Genomic DNA, 19,774 nt, shown 5'->3' with positions numbered 1-19,774 from the left:
ATTTTTAACACAAACTATATCAAGTAGATAGGAAAAGGGATGCTCAATTTGACTCAGATGGCTGCGCTTGAAGCCATCGCTATTGCCGCCGGCGATGCCATTTTGCCTATCTACTGCACACTCGATGCAGCGACGCCGCAAGCTTCTAAAAACTTACAGTTGCGAACAAAAGCAGACAACACCCCGGTTACAGCAGCCGACGCGCTGGCGCACAACACCATCGTCCATGCTTTAGCTCAACTTCCCGCTCCCCTTGGACATTACCCAGTTATCTCGGAAGAGTCCGCCGCCGCAACTTGGGCGGAGCGCAAAACATGGCAAACCTATTGGTTGGTCGATCCACTTGATGGCACTAAAGAATTTCTTCATCGCAACGATGAATTTACCGTAAACATCGCCCTTATCCACAATCACCATCCGATTGCTGGGGTGGTTTATGCCCCAGCGCTGAAGACCCTTTACAGTGGTAGCGAAAACACCGGAGCGAGGAAGAACCACCAACCGATAGCTGTGCAAGCGCCGCAACAGCCACTTCGCATTGCAAGCTCCCGCTCACACCCCTCGGCCACGTTGCAACACTTTTTGGCCGGCTTCAGCGTGCCCTACTGTGAAATACCTCTGGGAAGCTCATTAAAGCTCTGTTGGCTTGCCGAAGGCCTAGTCGATTTGTATCCACGTCTGGGCCCTACTGCTGAATGGGATATTGCCGCCGGACAAGCGATTTTGGAAGCCGCAGGCGGTCATGTGATGTGCTTAGATGGAACGCGATTGAGCTATAACAGAAAAGCCTCGTTCCTGAATCCGAGTTTCATCGCTTTTGGCGCTAAATTACCCGACGCAGTAGCCATCAACACTAACTGGTAAGGAGCAGGCCTAGGGCGGACCGCCAGCCCAGCGGATAGTTTATTGTGACTTCAGAGCCATCACGCTTGCGTACCACCGCATGGGTTACGTAGTCATGAGCTTGAAAGCTGCGCTTTACAGCACGCAATACTGCCCAGCGTGACTGCCGCGCTGGAACACTATAGCTGAATAATTTTTCGTCGTTGAAATACAGCGAAACTTTACGATAAAACTGGAAATGATGACTCATCGTTTTGCTCACCTATAAACGCAGCATCGCCGTTACATACGGCGATGCTCACGTCAGCATTGGAACAAAACTAGGTTAGCATTGGCAAAAACACTCAACAATTGGCTGCATGCTTGCTTTTGTTTCGGTCTGTAACAGCTCTGATTTAATCTTCTTCAGGCTGCTCAACCGCTTGTACGACGACGGTAAGCGCCTTGCCATTGTGTTGCCACGGCATCACATCACCGACACGTAAACCAAGCAGTGAGCTCCCGACCGCAGATAACACAGAGATATCGTCGGTTTCATTCTTACGATCTTGCGGGAAGCACAAACGCTTCTCAAACACTTTGCCTGACTCTTGGATTTGGAACTGCACGCGGGCATTCATACAAACCACATCGTCTGGCAATTTACTGGTCGGCACCACGTTGGCGCGCGCCAGCTCATCTTCTAACGCCAAGGTATTAGCGTCGTCGTTGGCAAAATCGTCTAACAACGCTTCTAAACGTTGATAGTCGTGCTGCGAAATGTAGATTTCAGGTAGGTTGGACACGAAAATTCTCCTTTAAATAACTGGTATTGATGGCTTCTATCATCCAACACTGTCTCCCTTGAGCTGAGTCGATGGTGACTCTTGCACCGAGTTTTCGACCTATCACTTCCATCCCCATCGGCGATGAAATCGACACCAGTCCGCGCTCTGGACAATGTTGATGCGCTGGTACTAACTGAAATTCGGTACGCAACAAGCGCTGCTGATCAAGCAATCGGACAAATGAATACACACGTACCACTTGCGCACGATCACCTAAGGCTTGCGCTTGTTCTAACCGAACCAGAAAATCTTGCAGAAACACCGGATGTGTCAAACGTTGAAAGTCGGTTTGACGGAACATCGGGAAATAACTCGAGAGCGCAACCCATTTGCGCTCTTTATGCGGCTTAAACATAGTGACCTAAATCTCAGTAATAACGCGGTGAAACGGAAACAGCACAGACTGCCGACCGCGTAACCAGACACGGTCGGCTTAGAGATGGAAGATAAGAATGGTGTGCGCGATCACGCGCTTTACTAACAACATGTCAGGTTCCTAAGTTTAGATGAGCCGATTCTACCCCAAGCCAAAAAAACATCAATAGCCACACCTTTACATTTGTTGCCGCTGCGTAAGCAAGTCGTAACAACTGTCATCAACTATTCGACCAAGTGTCATCACAGTGTCGCCATACTGTCACAAAGGTTCTCTAGGATTTCGGGCGCCGCAAATCGGCACCTACTCTAAAAACAACATCGGAGAGAACCTATGCAGTACCCGAAACTAAGCCACTTGGCCTTGGTACTTACCGCAGTACTTTCGAGTCAACCTCTATATGCTCAAGCGCAGGATGCCAGTAGCAGTGAAGCAGCGAAGGAAAAGCAAGAAACCAAGGCAGATGAGACGCTTATCGTTACTGGTACTCGTAGCATGGCCCGTTCACAGTTTGATACGATGGCCCCGGTAGATGTCTTCTCAAAAGAAGAAGTCAATGCAACCGCATCAAGTGAACTGACCGACATTCTAACCACCCTAGCTCCAAGCTTTAACGTACAACGCCTGCCAATGAATGACGGCTTGGTGTTCGTTCGCCCAGCAACCATGCGCGGGTTAAGCCCGGATCACACCTTGGTGCTGATCAACGGTAAACGTCGCCATCGCAGCGCGCTGTTAGGCTCACGTGGTGCCCAAGGTGCCGACCTTGCACAAATTCCAGCAGCAGCGATAAAGCGGATCGAAGTTTTGCGTGACGGTGCTGCCGCACAGTACGGTTCAGACGCGATTGCTGGCGTTATCAACATTATCCTTGACGACAGCGAAGGTGTGTCAGGTTACACCCAAGCCGGTCAATACTACGAAGGCGACGGTTTTGAGTGGCAAACTGCCTTGCGTGCAGGTACCAAACTTGCCAATGGCGGCCACCTGAGCGCTACGCTAGAGTACACCGACGCCGATATGACCTCGCGTTCACGCCAGCGTCCTGATGCCATCGATTTTGAAGAGCAAACCGGCATTGAAGTAAACGACCCGGTCCAAAACTGGGGGCAGCCTGAACGCCAAGCGCTTCGCCTTGCGTTTAATGCAGAAGCCTACTTGGGCGACACCCGTTGGTATGGCTTTGCCACCTACGGCGAAAGTGAAGGTGTCTCAGACTTTAACTGGCGTAACCCGCTGACCACCAGCGCCTACCGCCCGAGCCCAGAAAACTATCCAGAGTACGATTTAAACGAACTCTACCCTGCGGGCTTTTCACCAAAGTTTGGCTCTGAAGATGAAGACACTGCGCTAACCACTGGCTTTAGCGGTGAGTTCAACTCAGACTTTTCATGGGAAGCGAGCGTTGCCTATGGTCGCAACCTCATCGACTACACCATGGATGAAAGTATTAATGCCTCACTCGGTACCGACAGCCCTACCAGCTTCTACATTGGTCAGTTGCAACAAACAGAAGTCAACGCCAACCTCGACTTCGTTTACTTATGGGAAAGTGACCTCTTCGTTTACCCTGCCAACGTTGCTTTCGGCGCAGAAACGCGTGAAGAGACTTACAAAATTGGTGCCGGTGACTACGCCTCTTATGCGGTAGGTCCAGCGGCAGCAGAAGGCTTACCTTCAGGATCTAACGGTTTCCCAGGCTTTGGTCCACAACAAGCGGGCGAATACGATCAGCGTAGCTATGCTGCTTATGCTGACATCGAAATGCCACTGACGGATCGCTTAACCACAGGGGTAGCCATCCGCTTTGAAGATTTCTCTGAATTCGGTGACACCCTTGATGGTAAATTCTCACTACGCTACGAAATGACGGACAGTGTGGCGCTGCGCAGCACCATCAGCACCGGCTTCCGCGCCCCAACGCCAGGGCAACTTGAGAGCACCCGTATTTACCAAGGTCTTGATACTGTGACCTTAAATCTATTTACGGCAGGTCGCTTGTCACCAAACAGTCCAGTCGCGCAATACTTCGGTGCTAAGCCGTTAGAAGCTGAAGACTCAGTAAGCTACACCTTAGGTTTAACCTTCCGCACCGACAGCGGCTTCAACGCGTCATTGGACATGTACCAGATCGACGTGGATAACCGCTTCGGCCAGTCACAAAGCTATGCAGTGACCGATGAAATTCGCCAAGAACTCCTCGCGCAAGGCGTTGCCGGTGCAGAGAGCTTCACCAGCGTGAACTTCTTCACCAACGCTTTTGATACCCGTACGCGCGGCGTTGACCTCGCTGGTAACTACAGTTTTAGCACCGACTATGGTGACATCGATGTCGCCGGTGCGGTGAACTACAACAGCACCGAAGTGACACGTCAGGACGGCACCGTCAACGAATATAACGTTACCCGAATTGAAGATGGCCTGCCAAATTGGAGCGCCAACTTAAGCGCGACGTGGCATGTGGGCAACTGGGACTATTACGCCCGTGTGCGTTACTTCGGTGAGTGGACCGACGCTGCTGACCAAGCAAGTGGCCAAATCTACCAAGATTTCGGCGCTGAAACCTTGTTTGACATCGCTGCAACTTGGAACATTAACAGCCAAACGAAAGTGCGCTTCGGCATTGAGAACCTGTTCGACAACTACCCTGACGAAGCCACCTTCCAAGCCAACCGTGGTTTGATTTACTCACGTCATGCACCGTACGATACTGATGGTGGTCAGTACTACGTACGCTTTGATTACGCGTTTTAAGCCATGCAACGTCGTGATTTTCTAAAAGGTGCCGCAGCTCTTGCGGCACTTCCTTTTGTGCCCAAAGCCCTAGCTGCCAGTGCAACCGCGAACAGCGAGCACAGCATCAGTGCATTACAAAAACTAACTAAGGCCACCACCGTTCAGCAGTTAGTTCGTGATGAGGTGTTTTGGAGCTATGTCCGCGGTTTTTATCAGCTCCCGGAAAAGGTCATTCAACTTGAAAATGGCAACTGGGGCGTCATGAGCACGCCAGTGTTGGAGGAGTACGTCCAGCAAACCCAGCGCGTCAATCAATTGAGCTCCTATTACAGCCGCCGTGAGTTTTATGGCGAACTCAAACCTATTGTTACCGATGTCGCTCAGCGGCTCGGTTGCGGCGCCGATGAAATTGCGTTCGCCCGTGGCGCCAGTGAAGCCCTGAATAACTTGATTAGTGGCTACCGCCACCTTGGCAAAGGCGACGCAGTGATGTACGCCGATGTCGATTATGACAGTATGCAAGCAGCCATGCGCCAACGCGGTGTCAATGTCGTTAAGATCAACCTGCCTGAGCAGGCCAACGCGAATGACTATGTCAGCGTTTATCGCGATGCCCTTCGCGCACACCCGCAAGTCAAACTGCTGCTGTTAACCCACCTCAGCCACCGCCATGGTTTGGTACTACCGATCAAAGAGATTGTCGCGATGGCGCGTGAATTCGGAGTCGATTGTATTGTCGATGCAGCCCATTCATGGGGGCAAATGGATTTCGACTTAGCCGATCTAGGTGCCGACTTTGTTGGCTTCAACCTGCATAAATGGATGGGAGCCCCCATTGGTTGCGGGGTGATGTATATCAAACGCGAACGCCTTGTCGACATTGCTCCGGCTTTGGGCGATGGGCTTGCCTTTGATCCTAACAAAGAAATTGGCAAGACCTATCATCGTATTCATACCGGAACCTTTAACTACGCAGCATGGCTCACCATTCCTAAGGCGCTCGCCTTTCATGATGCCATCGGCGCCGAGCTAAAAGCTGCACGTTTGCGCTATTTACGTGATTATTGGGTTTCTCGAGTACGCGATCTTCCGCACCTTAGCATTGTCGCGGACACCCCAACCGGAGGCTATGCCACCATCACTTCATTGCGCTACCGCGAGCAAACCAGTGTGGATGCCAATAAGGCATTAGCAAAGCGGTTACTCGAGCAGCACAACATTTTTAGCGTGCATCGCACCGGCTTAGCGCAAGGCGCATGCGTGCGGATCACGCCCAGCACCTTCACCCTTACCAGCGAACTCGATACGCTCATCACAGCCCTCTCTCGCTAACGCGGGAGGGCTGCCTTCGCCAGCGAAAGTGTGGTACAACTCGCTATTCCAAACCACGGTATTGCGGGAATGATCATGTCTAAACTTAGTTTCAAAGCACTCGAAGCCTTTCATACCGTGATGCGCACTGGCTCAACGACAGCCGCAGCGAGTGAGTTGGGTCTCACTCAGCCGGCCGTCAGCCGGCTCTTAGCGAGCTTCGAAAGCTATGTTGGCTTCGCCCTTTTTCACCGCGAGCATGGTCGTTTGGTCGCCACCGATGAAGCACATACACTGCTCAATGAGGCTGACGTTGCTATGGGGAGTTTAGAGCGCCTCAACCTACTCGCGCACAATATCAAAAATACCAGTATAGGTTCGTTAAAGGTGGTTGCGCCGGTGAGCTTTGCGGCAGGTATCTTAGCCGACATTATCGCAGATTTTATGAAGCAGTACCCGAACGTCACCATCACCCTTGACTCACGCAGCCCTGATTCAACCCGCGAATTAGTAGCCCACCGAGCCTTCGACTGTGGCTTTATTCAGCTCCCCGAACGGCATCCTGGCATTACTGCTGAACCTTTATTCACCAGCCAAATGATGTGTGCCCTCCACTGCGAACATCCGCTTGCTCAGCAACACCAACGACTTACCCCAACAGACCTTGCTGAACAGCCGTTGATCTTGCTGGGCAAAGGCCGCACTTCACGCGGACAAATCGAACATGCTTTTCGGCAACATAACTTGACACTGCGACCGCGTATCGACACCCATAATGTTGCAACCGCTTGCGCCTTCGCGATGCGTCAACTCGGTATTGCCATTGTGAATGGCGCGCTCGCGCAGCAGTATCAAGGCGATGAACTCGTATTGCTTCCTTTTACCCCAACCATCCCCATTGAATACGGTTTCATCACCTCGCAACATGCGCCTCTTTCACTTTTGAATCAACGTTTTATGAACTTTTGCAAAGAACGTTTAGCGAACAAAAACCACGCACACGAATAACAAAATGTAATACCCTTATCAGTAAATGAAATAAGATTGCATAGCCATTCTTAGCTTTGTTAGCTTGCCTCCGTTGCAAAAAATAACTAAAACTTAAAATTGCGGAGACGCACTATGAAATCAGCATTGTTCGTTAAATCTTTGGTCGCCTGTGGTATTGCGATCGCCCTCGCACCATCGAATGCCATTGCGCAAGCAGCAGACGATGCAGCCAAGGCACAAGAAACCATTAAGGTGACAGGTTCACGTATCGCGCGCAAAGAAGAGTCTGGTGCACCGGTTCAAGTCTTCGATGAGGAAGATCTTGAAATTCGCGGGGCGCTCTCGATCGGCGAAATTTTGCAAGAATTACCCTCCGTTGGTGCCAGCTTGAATGGCAACGGTTCAGCCGGTACCTCTCACGGCTCAAGCACCATCAACCTACGTAACCTCGGTGAAAACCGTGCCCTGATTTTGGTGAATGGTAACCGCTGGGTCAACGGCGCTGGCACACGAGGCTTTCGCGATTTCGTTGACCTCAACACTATTCCTAACGCTATCGTAAAAAGTGTTGAAGTATTGCAAGACGGCGCGACGGCTATCTACGGTGCCGATGCTATTGCAGGTGTTGTGAACATTCAAACCTACAAAGATTATGTCGGTACCCAAGCCAAAGCTTATTACGGGCAAGCAGGTGAAGGTGACCGAGAGTCAGCGAACTTTGACTTTCTACACGGTGTTGATTTCGGCGCAAATAATTTAATGGTCGCGGTCAGTTACGCTGATCAGAAACCCATTTACAGCCAAGATCGTGACCTGACACGTACGCCATTGAACGGTCTTGCTTTTGGTAGCGCCCAAGGCGTGTTCCAAGAAGACAGCCTTGCCGGTCTTGCCAACTACGGTCCAGATGGCATCACGCGTGATCCCAATGTGGACGGCAGTAACCCTGACAATTGGCGCGCCGCTACCGACAGCGATGAATACAACCGTTGGGACAACAACTATGTCGTTGGTCCGCTTGAGCGCACCTCAGTGTACGCACAGTGGGTACAACCAATGGATGACGTCACTATGCGTATTGAAGCGCTCTACAACAATCGTCAATCGAACCAACAATTCAGTTCGGCACCACCGGTGATTCGTGGCAGCCGCGGATTTGTTATTGCCAACGATGCTCGCGTTAACCCGTTTGGGGTTGAGTTTAGCGGCAGTGACTTCCGCGTCTACAACTTCTTTGATGAAGTTGGCCAACGGGTGAACACCCAAGACGTGGACACCATGCGCTTAGGTATTGGCTTTGACGGATATATTGGGGCGACCTGGAGCTGGGATAGCTTTGCCAGTTATGCTCGCAACAAAGCGACCTTTGTCAGCGATAATCAGCTTGACCTCGACCGACTTGCGCTTGGTTTACGCGCTTGCGATACAACCGGAATTGAGGCCGATGTAAGTGATCTGGCGGCAGGTTGTGTGCCAGTGAACTTATTTAATCCACTCACCAGTGAAATGGCCGACTATATTCGCTTTCGCGGTGAAGATCATAACGAATCACGACAAACCCACGCACGCTTGAACTTTACCGGCCCTGTCGCACAACTTGATGCCGGTGAAATACTCGTTGCAACAGGTCTTGAATACCGCAAAGAAGAAGGGATTGATGAACAAGATCCAAACATCAGTGCTGACCCACGCATCAATAATTACCGCGCAACCACGTCATCACCGCGTGAAGGTACCCGTGGTAGCTACGATTTGTACGAAGCCTACGCAGAAGCCACAGTACCGTTAGTCACCGATGCCGCATGGGCACAACAACTCGAGCTCAACCTTGCCATGCGCTTCAGTGACTATTCCACCTTTGGCAGTACCAGCAACGCCAAGGTCGGCGCGTTGTGGCGTGTCAATGACGACGTTATGGTTCGCGCCAATTGGGCCGAAGGTTTCCGGGCACCAAGTGTACTTGAGCTGTTTGAAGGCCAACGCGAAACCTTCGCACCGTTAAACGATCCTTGTTCGACCGACAAATCGTTACCGGGCTGCAGCGGCGTTCCAGCAGACTACACGCAAACCGCGTCACAACAACCGGTTACTGTCGGCGGGAACCGTGACTTACAGCCAGAAACCTCTGACAACGTGAATTTTGGTATCGTCTGGACCCCTGCTGCGCTCGAAAACCTCAGCGTTAGCGTCGATTATTACAACATCGAAGTCATGGACACCATCAGTACCTTTGGTGCGCAAAACCTGTTGAATTTATGTGCCACCACAGGCCGTAATTGTGGCGTGATTAGCCGTAACAGTAGCGGTGAAATCACCAACATCGTCGATGGCCCTGTGAACTTAAACAGCACTGAAGTTAGCGGTTATGATCTCCTTACGAGCTATCGTTTAGCGACTGATTTGGGCCGTTTTGATATGACCTTAAATGTGTCTTATCTTAGCGACTACAAACAAGTCAGCACGCTAGCCGATGGCTCGACCGAAACCGAAGATCTGGTCGGTATTGCGCGCTCGCGCGAGGCCTTTCCTGAGCTACGGAGTAGCTTCCAGTTGCAATGGTCGCACAACGACTGGTCAGCTGCATATAGCTGGCGTCATATTGGCGACACCACGGAAACGTTCCGCGGCGAAGACTATTCAATTGGCTCAGTGTTCTACCATTCAGCGAACGCGAGTTATGACTTCGGGAACGGACTACGCGCTAAATTCGGTATCAACAATATCGGTGATAAGCAGCCGCCAACCAGTCGTACCAACTTGAATATCAACTTTGATATCAACACGTACAACGCAATTGGTCGCTTCTTCTACACGCAACTCACTTACAACTTCTAAGGAGTGCGTGTGCTTACCGAAAAAGCTTATACTCTGTGGTTGCCCTCTGTCGGGCAATCACAACCTTTGTTGTTCGATTCGCCACATAGCAGCCACACGTTTCCGTTGCATAGCCAGCTCAACGCTTCGCAAGCGCAGTTGAAAACCGGCTGGGACGCCTTTGTCGAAGAGCTTTGGCACCCAGCAGTGCAGCATGGGGCAAGTTTACTCGCGGCGAATTTTTCGCGCATGTACATTGATCCAAACCGCAGTCCAACCGACATTGATGCCGAACTTTTAGCTGAGCCGTGGCCAGAAGAGGTGGTTGCGACCCCCTATAGCGCTCGAGGCATGGGCCTAATCCGACGTTTCGCTCTGCCGAATGTCCCCATGTACAACGGCAAATTGACCGTGCATGATGTACAACATCGCCTCGACGACTATTATTGGCCGTACCATCGGCAATTGGTCCGCCGGTTAATGCACTTGCACCGTCAATTTGGTCAGGTCTGGCACATTGATTGTCATTCAATGAAATCAAAAGGCAACGCCATGAACATTGACGCTGGCAAGCCGCGTCCTGACGTGGTGGTTAGCGATGGTAACGGTACAACTGCCGCAGCAGGTTTCACCGAGCATGTGGCAACAACCTTTCGCGAGCTCGGCTTCAGTGTTGGCATTAACGACCCGTATCAGGGCGGTCATATTGTGCGCCGTTACGGTGCGCCCGATAAAGGCTTCCATAGTATTCAAATTGAGCTCAATCGCGGTTTATATATGCATGAAGCGAGGTTCACGAAGTCGGACAATTTCGACACCTTGCAAGGGCAGCTGACGAAAGTCACGGAGGCAATTCTTGAGTACATCCAAAGCAACAACTAATCCGTTGGTGGTGTTATTCAGCATTTTACTGCTGGCGGGCCTACTCACGTACTTGGTCGACTCAGGTAGCTATCAACGTGACGGTAAACTCGTGGTTCCGGGCAGCTATAGCACCATCGAGAAAGATCGTAGCGTCACCAACTTGTGGCGCGTCGAGTCCCCGGTAGAAGGCGCGGCGCCCGTCAGTCTGACGGAACTCTTTCTCGCTATTCCAGAAGGGCTTGAGCGCGGCGCGGGCCTCATTTTTATGGTGTTAGTGATTGGCGGGATGTTTGGCATTTTAAAGCAAGCTGGCGCCGTCGATGCCGGACTGGAGCGCTTGCTGAGTAGTGTGCGTGGGAACGTATACGTACTGGTACCCTCGCTAATGCTGGTCTTTGCCGCAGGCAGCACCTTCTTAGGCCTCGCCTCGGAATACTTACTGATCATTCCACTCATGGTCGCCATGGCAGAACGACTTGGACTCACCAAGATTATCGGCCTAGGTATCGTGACGGTCGCGGTAAAAGCTGGCTATTTAAGCTCAGTCACTAACCCATTACCACTTACCATCGCTCAGCCCCTGGTTGGCGTTCCGATCTTTAGTGGTGCAGGCTTGCGCTTTGTCTTCTTTTTAATCTTCACCATAGTAGGCATTGGTTTCATGCTCTGGGTCATTCGCCGTCATGCCAAACTGCATGGCATGCATGACCACACCACCGTTAGCTTTGAAAGCAAACGCTTGTCTTTGCGCCACACACTCATGTGGCTGGTGTTACTAAGCGGCATTGGTTTTTTGGTCTATGCCTCGAACACTTGGCAGTGGAATAAAGAACAGTTGACAGCGTTTTATCTCGCCTTGAGTGTTGTGCTTGCCTTTATGAGTGGCATGGGAGTAAGTCGCGCAGCTGATGCCTTCGTTGCTGGCATGAAAAAAATTCTGCTGGCAAGTTTCTTAATTGGCGTAGCTTTTGCCATTGCAGTAACGCTGGAGCAAGGCCGTATTTTAGATACCGTGATTTATGGCCTTACCAGCCTGGTCGGTGAAGGTAACGCCTATGTGGCAGCTCAGGCCATGTTAATCTCGCAACTCGGCTTGGACTTTCTTATTCCGTCAACCTCAGGTCAAGCAGCGGTATCGATGCCCATTCTTGGACCCTTAGGGCAACTCGCTGGAGTCGGCCCGCAAACCACCGTACTGGCGTTTTTGTTTGGTAACGGTATTACCAACATGATCACACCCACCTCGGGCACTTTATTGGCCTACCTTGCTACGGCACAAGTTCCTTGGAGTCAGTGGGCGAAGTTTATCTTACCGCTCTGCCTGATCTTTATCGCTTTGGCAATGCTGATGCTGAGCTATGCGGTCATGCTTGGCGCTTAAGGACCAAAGGGCTTTCCCGCTAGCGCGGGAAAGCTCATTTACAACACTTTTAAAACACAAGATTGGTAAAAATTTAAACTTCACGGTATAAATTGGGCTTATTTTCTCCTGAACGAGGCAAATTCACCACAAGGACAGTCCCAATGAAAACACCCCAGCAAAGCTCTACCATGCTTATTCTATTCATTGTTTTTTGTACGCTTTTCCCGTTACTGGAAAGTCTGCACTCAGCGACCTTATGGGGGTTGAATTGGCAGTCGCCACAACTCATGGCGGAGTTGGGTTATGCGTTGATGTTCATTAAGTTGTTATTACTTGGGCTTGCCTTTTTTCTGCTGTTAACACGCACGGAAATGATTAAGAGCACCCTAGCCAACCGGGGAATTCGCTATAGCTATCTTGGTTTTAACTACCTGCTCATCTTGCTCCAAATCCCGCTGCTGCTTATCTGGATAGGCTATGCAACTATCAGCGCTTCACCGTCGGCTTACAACCATCAAGAGCACAACCTAGCAGGCCACACCATCTATACTCGCACAGTTAATTTAGGTGCTACCGCAGAGGCGTTCCACCTGCTTTATTTGAAGTGTCCACGCCCTCTTCATCGCTACGCCTTAGCACCACTTGCACGCATCGATTGGGTAGGTGCCTATGACCTGCAGGCAGACGCCGATGATATCTTAGTGCGCAACAGCAACACGAACAAAGTACTACATCGCATCGACCGTGCAGACCTTGACTGCAATACCATCTTTTAAAAGCAAAAAGGGCAACCCATGGTTGCCCTTTTGCAGTGTGCTCAAGACGTAATTATTTGATCACGATGGGGTTAATTGGCGAGCCAGAGCCACGCTCCATCTTCAATGGCGCTGCAGTAAACATGAACGTGTACTGACCGTCTTCAGCGCTATCGGCAGCCAAATCATCTAACCAATACAATTCGCTCAAGACCACACCAAGGTCACGGATCAAGGCACCGTGAAGCGGGATCACATAGTCAGTCCCTTCAATGTTTTGTGGTACCAGTTCAACGGCGAGGTTATCCGCAGCAATCACTGGAATTTCCATATCATCTACCCACTTCACCAACTCTTTGCTGTAGCACAAGCCTGGTTCGGTAGTTGCTGTCCACTCAGCATCAGGCGTGTCGGTGTAAAAACGACCGACTGAACCGGTACGAATCAAGAGAATGTCGCGCTTCTCAATTTCAACGCCTTGTGCTTTCGCGGTGTCTTTCAGATCCTGCAAGGTAACACAGCTGCTCGGTGCTAAACGGCCTGACTCACCACCTTTGGCAAGACCGACGTCCAACAATACGCCGCGACCAACGATACCGTGGTCTGCGAGCGCACTTACATCAATATGATCATGGCCATGCACAGTGCTATCGGCAGAAACACCGCCATAAACTTTGTCACCGTACCAAGCGTGACCCAAAGCATCCATGTGCGTGGTGCCTTGCAGGTACATGAAGACCGCGTCATCTGAGTACTTTACGCCGCCCGCAAGCTTGTCGAGTTTGCCTGTTTGATACATGCTTTCGTCTTGCATCATAAAGTGTTGTGCCGGTAAACGACCAGGGAAGACTGGACCAATGCCGTGGATCATTGGCAATTGTAGGGTGAACGTCTCACCACTTTTTACCGCTTGCACGCCACGCATGGCTTGCTTGTCATCCAAATAGTTCAAGGCACCGATTTGATCGTCCTTGCCCCACTTTCCCCAGTTGTTTGGCATATCCGCTTGCAACTTTTCAATCGCAGTTGTGTCTGCCATTGCTGCGCCGGCTGCACCCACAAGAGCCGCGGTCACCGCCACGCTGAGAAGGTTCTTAAGTACTGTCATGGTTTGCTTCCTTTTTTTATTGTGTTTTATTTATCTTATTGCGAGAGTTTGATGTATTTGGTTTCGAGGTATTCCTCGATGCCTTGCTGGCCGCCTTCGCGACCCATACCTGATGCTTTCACACCACCAAAGGGCACGGCTGCATCTGAGATAAGCCCGGTATTGACCCCAACCATGCCAACTTCCAGTTGGCGACTGAGGCGTTGAATTCGTCCTAATTGCTGACTGTAAAAGTACGCCGCTAAACCAGCTTCTTGCTGACGCAAACTCGCCAACAAACCAGCTTCATCGCTGTAACGCACCAGCGGCGCTACAGGACCAAAAATTTCTTCTTTGACACAACGCATGTCCTGCGTCGCTTCGGTAAGTACGGTTGGCACAAACCATTGTGCCTGTTCCGCCCACCGAGCACCGCCACAACGCACAGTAGCGCCTTGCGCAACAGCGTCTGCCACCAATTGTTCAACTTTGGTCAAGGCCGCTTCGTTGATCAGCGGTCCAATGTTTACCTCGGCTTCGTCGCCGCGCCCGAGTTGTAACTTCTTCACGCGTGCCACGAGCTTATCGGCAAAAGCCTCATAAACACTGTCATGCACGTAAAACGCATTGGCGCATACGCAGGTTTGTCCGGCGTTACGGAATTTTGAATCCAAGGCGCCTTGCACTGCGGCATCCACATCAGCGTCTTCACACACAATGAATGGCGCGTTGCCACCTAATTCAAGCGATAAACGCTTTAAGGTTGGCGCACAAGCAGCGGCTAAATAACGCCCTACCCCGGTAGAGCCGGTAAAGCTTAATTTGCGCACCTTGGCACTACGCGTCAGCGTGCCGCCAATCACTTCCGCTTCCCCCGTGACCACATTCAGCACACCGGCAGGTATGCCCGCCTCTAGCGCCAGCTCAGCTAAGGCGAGTGCAGTGAACGGTGTATCCGGTGCAGGTTTAACGATCATGCTACAGCCAGCAGCCAGTGCTGGGGCGACCTTACGCGTGATCATTGCCGCCGGAAAGTTCCAAGGGGTGATTGCCGCACAAACACCGATCGGTTCACTGACCACGAGCATCGAGGTTGGTGTGTCACCATAAGGCAGCACTGCACTGCGTTCTAACACCGCAGGTTGGGCATACCACTGGATATAACTGGCAGCATAGTCAATCTCACCTAACGCCTCGGCTAGGGGTTTTCCTTGTTCAAGGGTTAAGATGCGCGCTAGGCGCTCGCGATCAGCAACAATGGCGGCATGCCAACGTGCCAGCGTTGCGCAACGTTGCTTGGCCGGCACCTCGCGCCATTGATAAAACGCCGCTTCAGCTGCGCTGATGCAGTCTTCCATTTGTGCTTCCGTGAGCTGCGGTACCCGACCAATCACGGCTTGCGTCGCGGGGTTCACGACCTCATGCCAGCTATCATCCACTGCGCTCTCTGTAGCACTCGCCGTAGTATTTTTTGTACTTGAAACCCATACGCCATTGACCAAGGCCTGTTGGCGCAACGCTAAGTTACTATCTGCAAACATTTTTACGACTCCGTTTGTTGACCTTTCCGCCAGCGTTGTTGTTTTTTGACCAGTGTCGACTGATCGATACCGAGGGCTTTCGCCGCAGCACGCGTGGTGCCATACACGGCCAAGGCATCTTCAATAAGGCGTTGCTCTAACGCCTCAACTTGCGCTTTTAAGCTTGCACCAGATGCACCTTCAGGGGTTTCGCCCCTAAGCTCGCTCGGCAACTGCGCTAAGGTGATCAGCGACTGATCGGCAGTCACCACCAAGCGTTCGGTTAAGTTGATCAGTTCTCGAATGTTGCCTGGCCAGTCATAGCGACTAAGGCGATACACCACATCACGATGCCACTGGCAGTCCAACTCATACTTGCTGTTGAAATGATTTAAGTAGTGCGCCAACAAGGCTTCCACCTCATCGGTCCGCTCGCGCAGTGGTGGTAGTTCCAACGGCACAACATTTAAGCGATACAACAGGTCTTCACGAAACAACTTCTGCGCCACCTGTTGTTTTAAATCGTGGTGCGTGGCGGAAATAAGGCGAAAGTTTGTGCTTTTGAATTCGGTGCCACCGACGGGAAGAAAGCGGTTCTCAGCGATCACCTTCAGTAATTTGGCCTGCAAACTTAAAGGTAAATCGCCGATTTCATCGAGGAATAAAGTGCCGTTATTGGCCGCTTCTAACAGTCCGGTTTTACCTTTTTGCGACGCACCGGTAAAGGCGCCTGCAACGTAGCCAAACAACTCAGCTTCGAGCAAGGTTTCCGGCATCGCCGCACAGTTCAGTTCAATGAATGGCCCATCAGCAACATCGCTGTATTGATGAATGGTGCGAGCTAATAAGGTTTTACCAGTACCGGTTTCGCCTTGAATCAACACTTTTGCACTCGTCGGTGCGACCTTTTTGGCCAAGTCATAGCAGTCTTTGGTGCGCCGACTAATGATGAAGGGGACATTGTTCAAATCACCATCAAACGAGGTGCCATAGTGGTCACGTAGTTTTAAAATTTGCTCAAGCTGCTCTTCTGCGCGCTTTGCATGCAGTAACTCAGTCACATCACGGACCGTGGTGACAATGTATTCAATGCGCCCTTTGGCATCGAACATCGGCGTGCCCGACACTAGAATTTTATGGTCATCAGCAATGGTTTGCGAAAACGTCACCGGCCCTTGCTCTTTGAGCACTTCAAGTGACACGGAGCGTGAAATATATCCCGCCCGCACCACTTCGGACATATGCAAGCCGACCAACTTACTGCGCGGGATCCCGGTAATGCGTTCGTAGGCTTTGTTCACCGTCAGCGTCACACCATGACCATCGGTAATGTATACCCCATCACTCATGGCATCGATCACACGTTGTAAGTTGTCTCCAGAGATCATGCGTCTTGCTCTCCTTTGGCTTTAAACTCGTTCGGTCCAGCTAGGCGCCAACCGTAGATTAAGAAGCAGAGCAACACGCCCGCAGCGAATGCCCATGTCGCACCTTGGACCACCAAAATCGCAGCAATCACGCCAGCAATACCAAGGTCACGCTCAGAACGCGCCTCTTGAATACCAATACGTACGCTCACATAGCCTTGAATCAATAACGTCAGCGCCAACGCAATACCAAGAATGGGTTCAACCAAGCTCACCACCGGCAACAGCAACAGTCCAGTGTTGGTACCCCAACGGAACGAGCCGGCGCCACCGAAAATCGAGTCCATGGCTTTGCGCCCTTTTTTAAAGCGCTCCACAATAACCACATGCATGGCCGCCCAGAGTGGACCACACATCGCCACATCGGGTCCGATAATACTCATACCGAAGTTACGTGCGCCGAAAATCATGTGGGCACGGTTCGGGTCATAGTCAATTTTCTCGTCCTGACGCACTTCGTCGGCTTCATCGAGAATTGCTTTACTTTGCAAGACATCCCCAAAGAGGACGATGTAAGCCGCCAGCACCGTTGGAATCGCCGTCACAAACATCATCCAAGGTGGCATACCGACACCGAACAAGGTGTACTCAGTAAACATAGTTACGAAATCAGGCTGGGTGATGCCCCACTCGATCTCCGGCCAGGGAGCCTCGGAAAAGAGTGGCGCAACAACAATAGCCAGCACGATAATAGGGAACACACCAAGCTTACCAATCGCAGCAAACAACCAGTGCTTGTCTTGTAAAGCGGCAAAATGCTTTGAGAAGATCAGGTAGAACGCGATACCAACAGCGATAGTGATCGTAAACGGATAGGTTTCAAAACGTCCGCCCTCCTTGAACACCACAGCTACAGCTGCGAGCCCTGCGCCCATGATGACACCGGCCTTCATCGCACTCGGAATGAGTTGCACCACTTTCTTCGCGACGCCTGAGGCACCGAGTACCATGGCAAACAGTCCTAACATCATTTGAAAGGCAATCAATGCATGTACCCTTGCTTCCCCTTCAGGAAAGGTTTCGACATACATCATGAGCAGCGGGATCGCCGGCGTGATCCAGCCAGGCACCACAGGGTCACCCAATAAGTGATGCAGTAAATAAAACAAGCCGTTGATCAACACTATTGCCAACGCAGCCTCAAACGGCATACCAAGCAATTCTGTCATCAGTGAGATAGCGGCAAGATCGACCGCACACATCAGCAACCCTTGCAAATAATCCGGCCACTCAAACCGGTAATGCACAAAGGGTAACCGGACTTTAAAAGGTCCAAGTGCGAAATACGGCGCTTCAGCGCCTACCGCGCGTTGTTTCCAAAGTGACATGCTCTGCTCCTTTGCTTAAGCCTGATAGGCTTCGCGGTAGATCGCTTCAATATCAGCGACGCTCAATTCACGTGGGTTATTGCGTAACAAACGGGTGACACCACTGGCGGCCTCAGCAAGCTCAGGTAAGTCGTCTTCAGTAATGCCAAACTCCTGCAAGCTCTTCGGAATTTTTACATCACGGCAAAGCAGCTCAATCATCGCCAACACGTAGTTGCCGGCGTCCTGCTCGGTGATATCAGCGCGGGCCCCCATCGCGATAGCAATGTCGACAAATTTTTCTGGACAGGCTTGACGGTTCCAGCGCATTACCGGGGCAAACATCACCGCGTTACTAACCCCGTGCGACAAATGAAAACGCCCACCTAACGGATACGCCAATGCGTGCACTGCACCCACACCAGCATTACCGAAGGCTAAACCCGCCATTAAACTTGCGGTCGCCATCTGTTCACGCGCGACCAAATGATCCGGTTGCGCGTACGCCAGCGATAACGATTTGGTAATCATCCGAATCGCTGCCAACGACAATGGTTTGGTAATATCCGTAGCGAAATTGGAGAGATAACTTTCGACCGCATGCACTAAGGCATCAATGCCACTTGCAGCAGTTACCGACGGTGGACAGCTAACGGTCAATTCGGGCGCTACGATCGCCACATCTGGGAGTAATTCATTGCTGACGATGCCTTTTTTCAGCTGCGCATCAACGTCGGACAAAATCGAGATATTGGTGACTTCAGACCCTGTGCCGGCTGTGGTTGGCATACAAATAAGCGGGATCTTACGTGGCGTGACTTGGTCTTCGCCAAACAGCTCACTTAACGGACGCGCGTCACCGACGTACACCGCAACGGCTTTACCGGTGTCCATGGCACTACCACCGCCAATGGCAATAATGCCATCACAATCTTTTTGCTCGTACAGCGCGCGACACTCTTCCACCACATGCATTTCAGGCTCTGCTGAAATGGCGTCATAGACTTCAACTTCGGTCATGCCCGCATCAGCTAAATGACGTAGCATTGATGCCGTGATCCCTGCTTTTTGCACGCCTTTGTCGGTCACGATCAAAGGCCGCTGCATGTTAAGACCTCGCATTTCTTCAGCAAGATTCTTACTTGATTTCGCTCCCGTTAATAAACGACGCGCAGTTTTAAATACTTGAACGGTTGCCGCACTCATGAACTTACCTTCTTGTTGTTCTGTTATTTCATCTTATTCGCGAAGATCATTTGGAATAATTACTGCAAGCCTCATACCAACTTTTCAAAAATCACATAACCCATTGTAAAATATAACTTTAACAAAGAACGCCAGCGAAACCATCGAACCCATTTGATGCACTATATCATCAACAAACAAATAACTGATGACAAACATCATCACCCCGTGATTTTAGCTACTCACAAAAAACCTTTAAAAACATAGCTTTAAATAATTAATGAAACTTGGCACAAGCATTGCAAGCTTCCAACCCCAGACATTATGACAGCTGTCATCGCTGACATAGATGCAAAACAATAACGACAA

16 protein-coding genes are annotated in these 19,774 nt (G+C 51.1%); 8 read left to right on the top strand and 8 right to left on the bottom strand.

Going from position 1 to position 19,774, the window contains the following annotated elements:
- The first annotated feature begins 39 nt into the window (after positions 1 to 39).
- The gene (gene cysQ / locus G535_RS13285; protein WP_241970447.1) at positions 40 to 864 is read left to right on the top strand and encodes a 3'(2'),5'-bisphosphate nucleotidase CysQ; all 825 of its coding nucleotides are present in this window, start codon (positions 40 to 42) and stop codon (positions 862 to 864) included.
- Here the strand turns inward: cysQ and G535_RS0108555 are convergent.
- The 3 genes from G535_RS0108555 to G535_RS0108545 form a co-directional block, all read right to left on the bottom strand.
- Positions 854 to 1,093: a hypothetical protein gene (locus tag G535_RS0108555; RefSeq protein WP_026861690.1), complete on the bottom strand. Its 240-nt coding sequence runs from the start codon at positions 1,091 to 1,093 to the stop codon at positions 854 to 856. The two genes, cysQ and G535_RS0108555, sit on opposite strands and share 11 nt — an antisense overlap.
- A gap of 145 nt (positions 1,094 to 1,238) precedes the next feature.
- Positions 1,239 to 1,628, bottom strand: a complete 390-nt coding sequence (gene rnk / locus G535_RS0108550) for a nucleoside diphosphate kinase regulator (RefSeq protein WP_026861689.1) — start codon at positions 1,626 to 1,628, stop codon at positions 1,239 to 1,241.
- The gene (locus G535_RS0108545) at positions 1,612 to 2,025 is read right to left on the bottom strand and encodes a GreA/GreB family elongation factor (protein WP_026861688.1); all 414 of its coding nucleotides are present in this window, start codon (positions 2,023 to 2,025) and stop codon (positions 1,612 to 1,614) included. Before G535_RS0108545 ends, rnk begins: the two co-directional genes overlap by 17 nt.
- A 354-nt stretch (positions 2,026 to 2,379) precedes the next feature.
- Between G535_RS0108545 and G535_RS0108540 the strand changes: the two genes are divergently transcribed.
- The 7 genes from G535_RS0108540 (at position 2,380) to G535_RS0108510 (ending at position 12,900) form a co-directional block, all read left to right on the top strand.
- Entirely contained in the window at positions 2,380 to 4,800 is a 2,421-nt protein-coding gene (locus tag G535_RS0108540) for a TonB-dependent receptor plug domain-containing protein (protein WP_026861687.1), read from the top strand.
- A gap of 3 nt (positions 4,801 to 4,803) precedes the next feature.
- The gene (locus G535_RS0108535) at positions 4,804 to 6,114 is read left to right on the top strand and encodes an aminotransferase class V-fold PLP-dependent enzyme (protein WP_026861686.1); all 1,311 of its coding nucleotides are present in this window, start codon (positions 4,804 to 4,806) and stop codon (positions 6,112 to 6,114) included.
- Positions 6,115 to 6,189: 75 nt separating this feature from the next.
- On the top strand, positions 6,190 to 7,101 hold the full coding sequence (locus tag G535_RS0108530; protein WP_241970448.1) for a LysR family transcriptional regulator: 912 nt from the start codon (positions 6,190 to 6,192) through the stop codon (positions 7,099 to 7,101).
- A 114-nt stretch (positions 7,102 to 7,215) separates the two neighbouring features.
- Positions 7,216 to 9,918, top strand: coding sequence for a TonB-dependent receptor (locus tag G535_RS0108525; RefSeq protein ID WP_026861684.1), 2,703 nt, complete (start codon positions 7,216 to 7,218; stop codon positions 9,916 to 9,918).
- A 9-nt stretch (positions 9,919 to 9,927) separates the two neighbouring features.
- Complete coding sequence (locus G535_RS0108520) at positions 9,928 to 10,779, top strand: N-formylglutamate amidohydrolase (RefSeq protein ID WP_241970449.1); 852 nt, start codon at positions 9,928 to 9,930, stop codon at positions 10,777 to 10,779.
- Positions 10,754 to 12,142 carry a YfcC family protein gene (locus G535_RS0108515; RefSeq protein WP_026861682.1) on the top strand — a complete coding sequence of 463 codons (1,389 nt, stop codon included), beginning with the start codon at positions 10,754 to 10,756 and terminating at the stop codon, positions 12,140 to 12,142. Before G535_RS0108520 ends, G535_RS0108515 begins: the two co-directional genes overlap by 26 nt.
- Before the next feature lie 143 nt (positions 12,143 to 12,285).
- Positions 12,286 to 12,900 (top strand): hypothetical protein, encoded by a 615-nt coding sequence (locus G535_RS0108510; protein ID WP_026861681.1) that lies wholly within the window; start codon positions 12,286 to 12,288, stop codon positions 12,898 to 12,900.
- 52 nt (positions 12,901 to 12,952) lie between these two features.
- On the opposite strand, the gene G535_RS0108505 is transcribed toward G535_RS0108510, so the two are convergent.
- From G535_RS0108505 to G535_RS0108485, 5 genes are read right to left on the bottom strand one after another with little or no spacing between them, the layout of a single operon-like run.
- The gene (locus G535_RS0108505; RefSeq protein WP_026861680.1) at positions 12,953 to 13,987 is read right to left on the bottom strand and encodes a cyclase family protein; all 1,035 of its coding nucleotides are present in this window, start codon (positions 13,985 to 13,987) and stop codon (positions 12,953 to 12,955) included.
- A gap of 35 nt (positions 13,988 to 14,022) precedes the next feature.
- Positions 14,023 to 15,507, bottom strand: a complete 1,485-nt coding sequence (locus G535_RS0108500; protein ID WP_026861679.1) for an NAD-dependent succinate-semialdehyde dehydrogenase — start codon at positions 15,505 to 15,507, stop codon at positions 14,023 to 14,025.
- Between the two features lie 2 nt (positions 15,508 to 15,509).
- Positions 15,510 to 16,874, bottom strand: coding sequence for a sigma-54 interaction domain-containing protein (locus tag G535_RS0108495; protein WP_026861678.1), 1,365 nt, complete (start codon positions 16,872 to 16,874; stop codon positions 15,510 to 15,512).
- A complete protein-coding gene (locus tag G535_RS0108490; protein WP_026861677.1) occupies positions 16,871 to 18,241 on the bottom strand; it encodes a permease family protein in 1,371 nt (456 codons plus the stop codon). The genes G535_RS0108495 and G535_RS0108490 overlap by 4 nt, the downstream gene beginning before the upstream one ends.
- 15 nt (positions 18,242 to 18,256) lie before the next feature.
- Entirely contained in the window at positions 18,257 to 19,426 is a 1,170-nt protein-coding gene (locus G535_RS0108485) for an iron-containing alcohol dehydrogenase (RefSeq protein ID WP_026861676.1), read from the bottom strand.
- Positions 19,427 to 19,774 lie beyond the last annotated feature (348 nt).

The organism is Pseudidiomarina sediminum DSM 21906, assembly GCF_000423165.1.
Taxonomy (GTDB): domain Bacteria; phylum Pseudomonadota; class Gammaproteobacteria; order Enterobacterales; family Alteromonadaceae; genus Pseudidiomarina; species Pseudidiomarina sediminum.
This window is presented reverse-complemented; position numbering and strand designations above follow the sequence as displayed.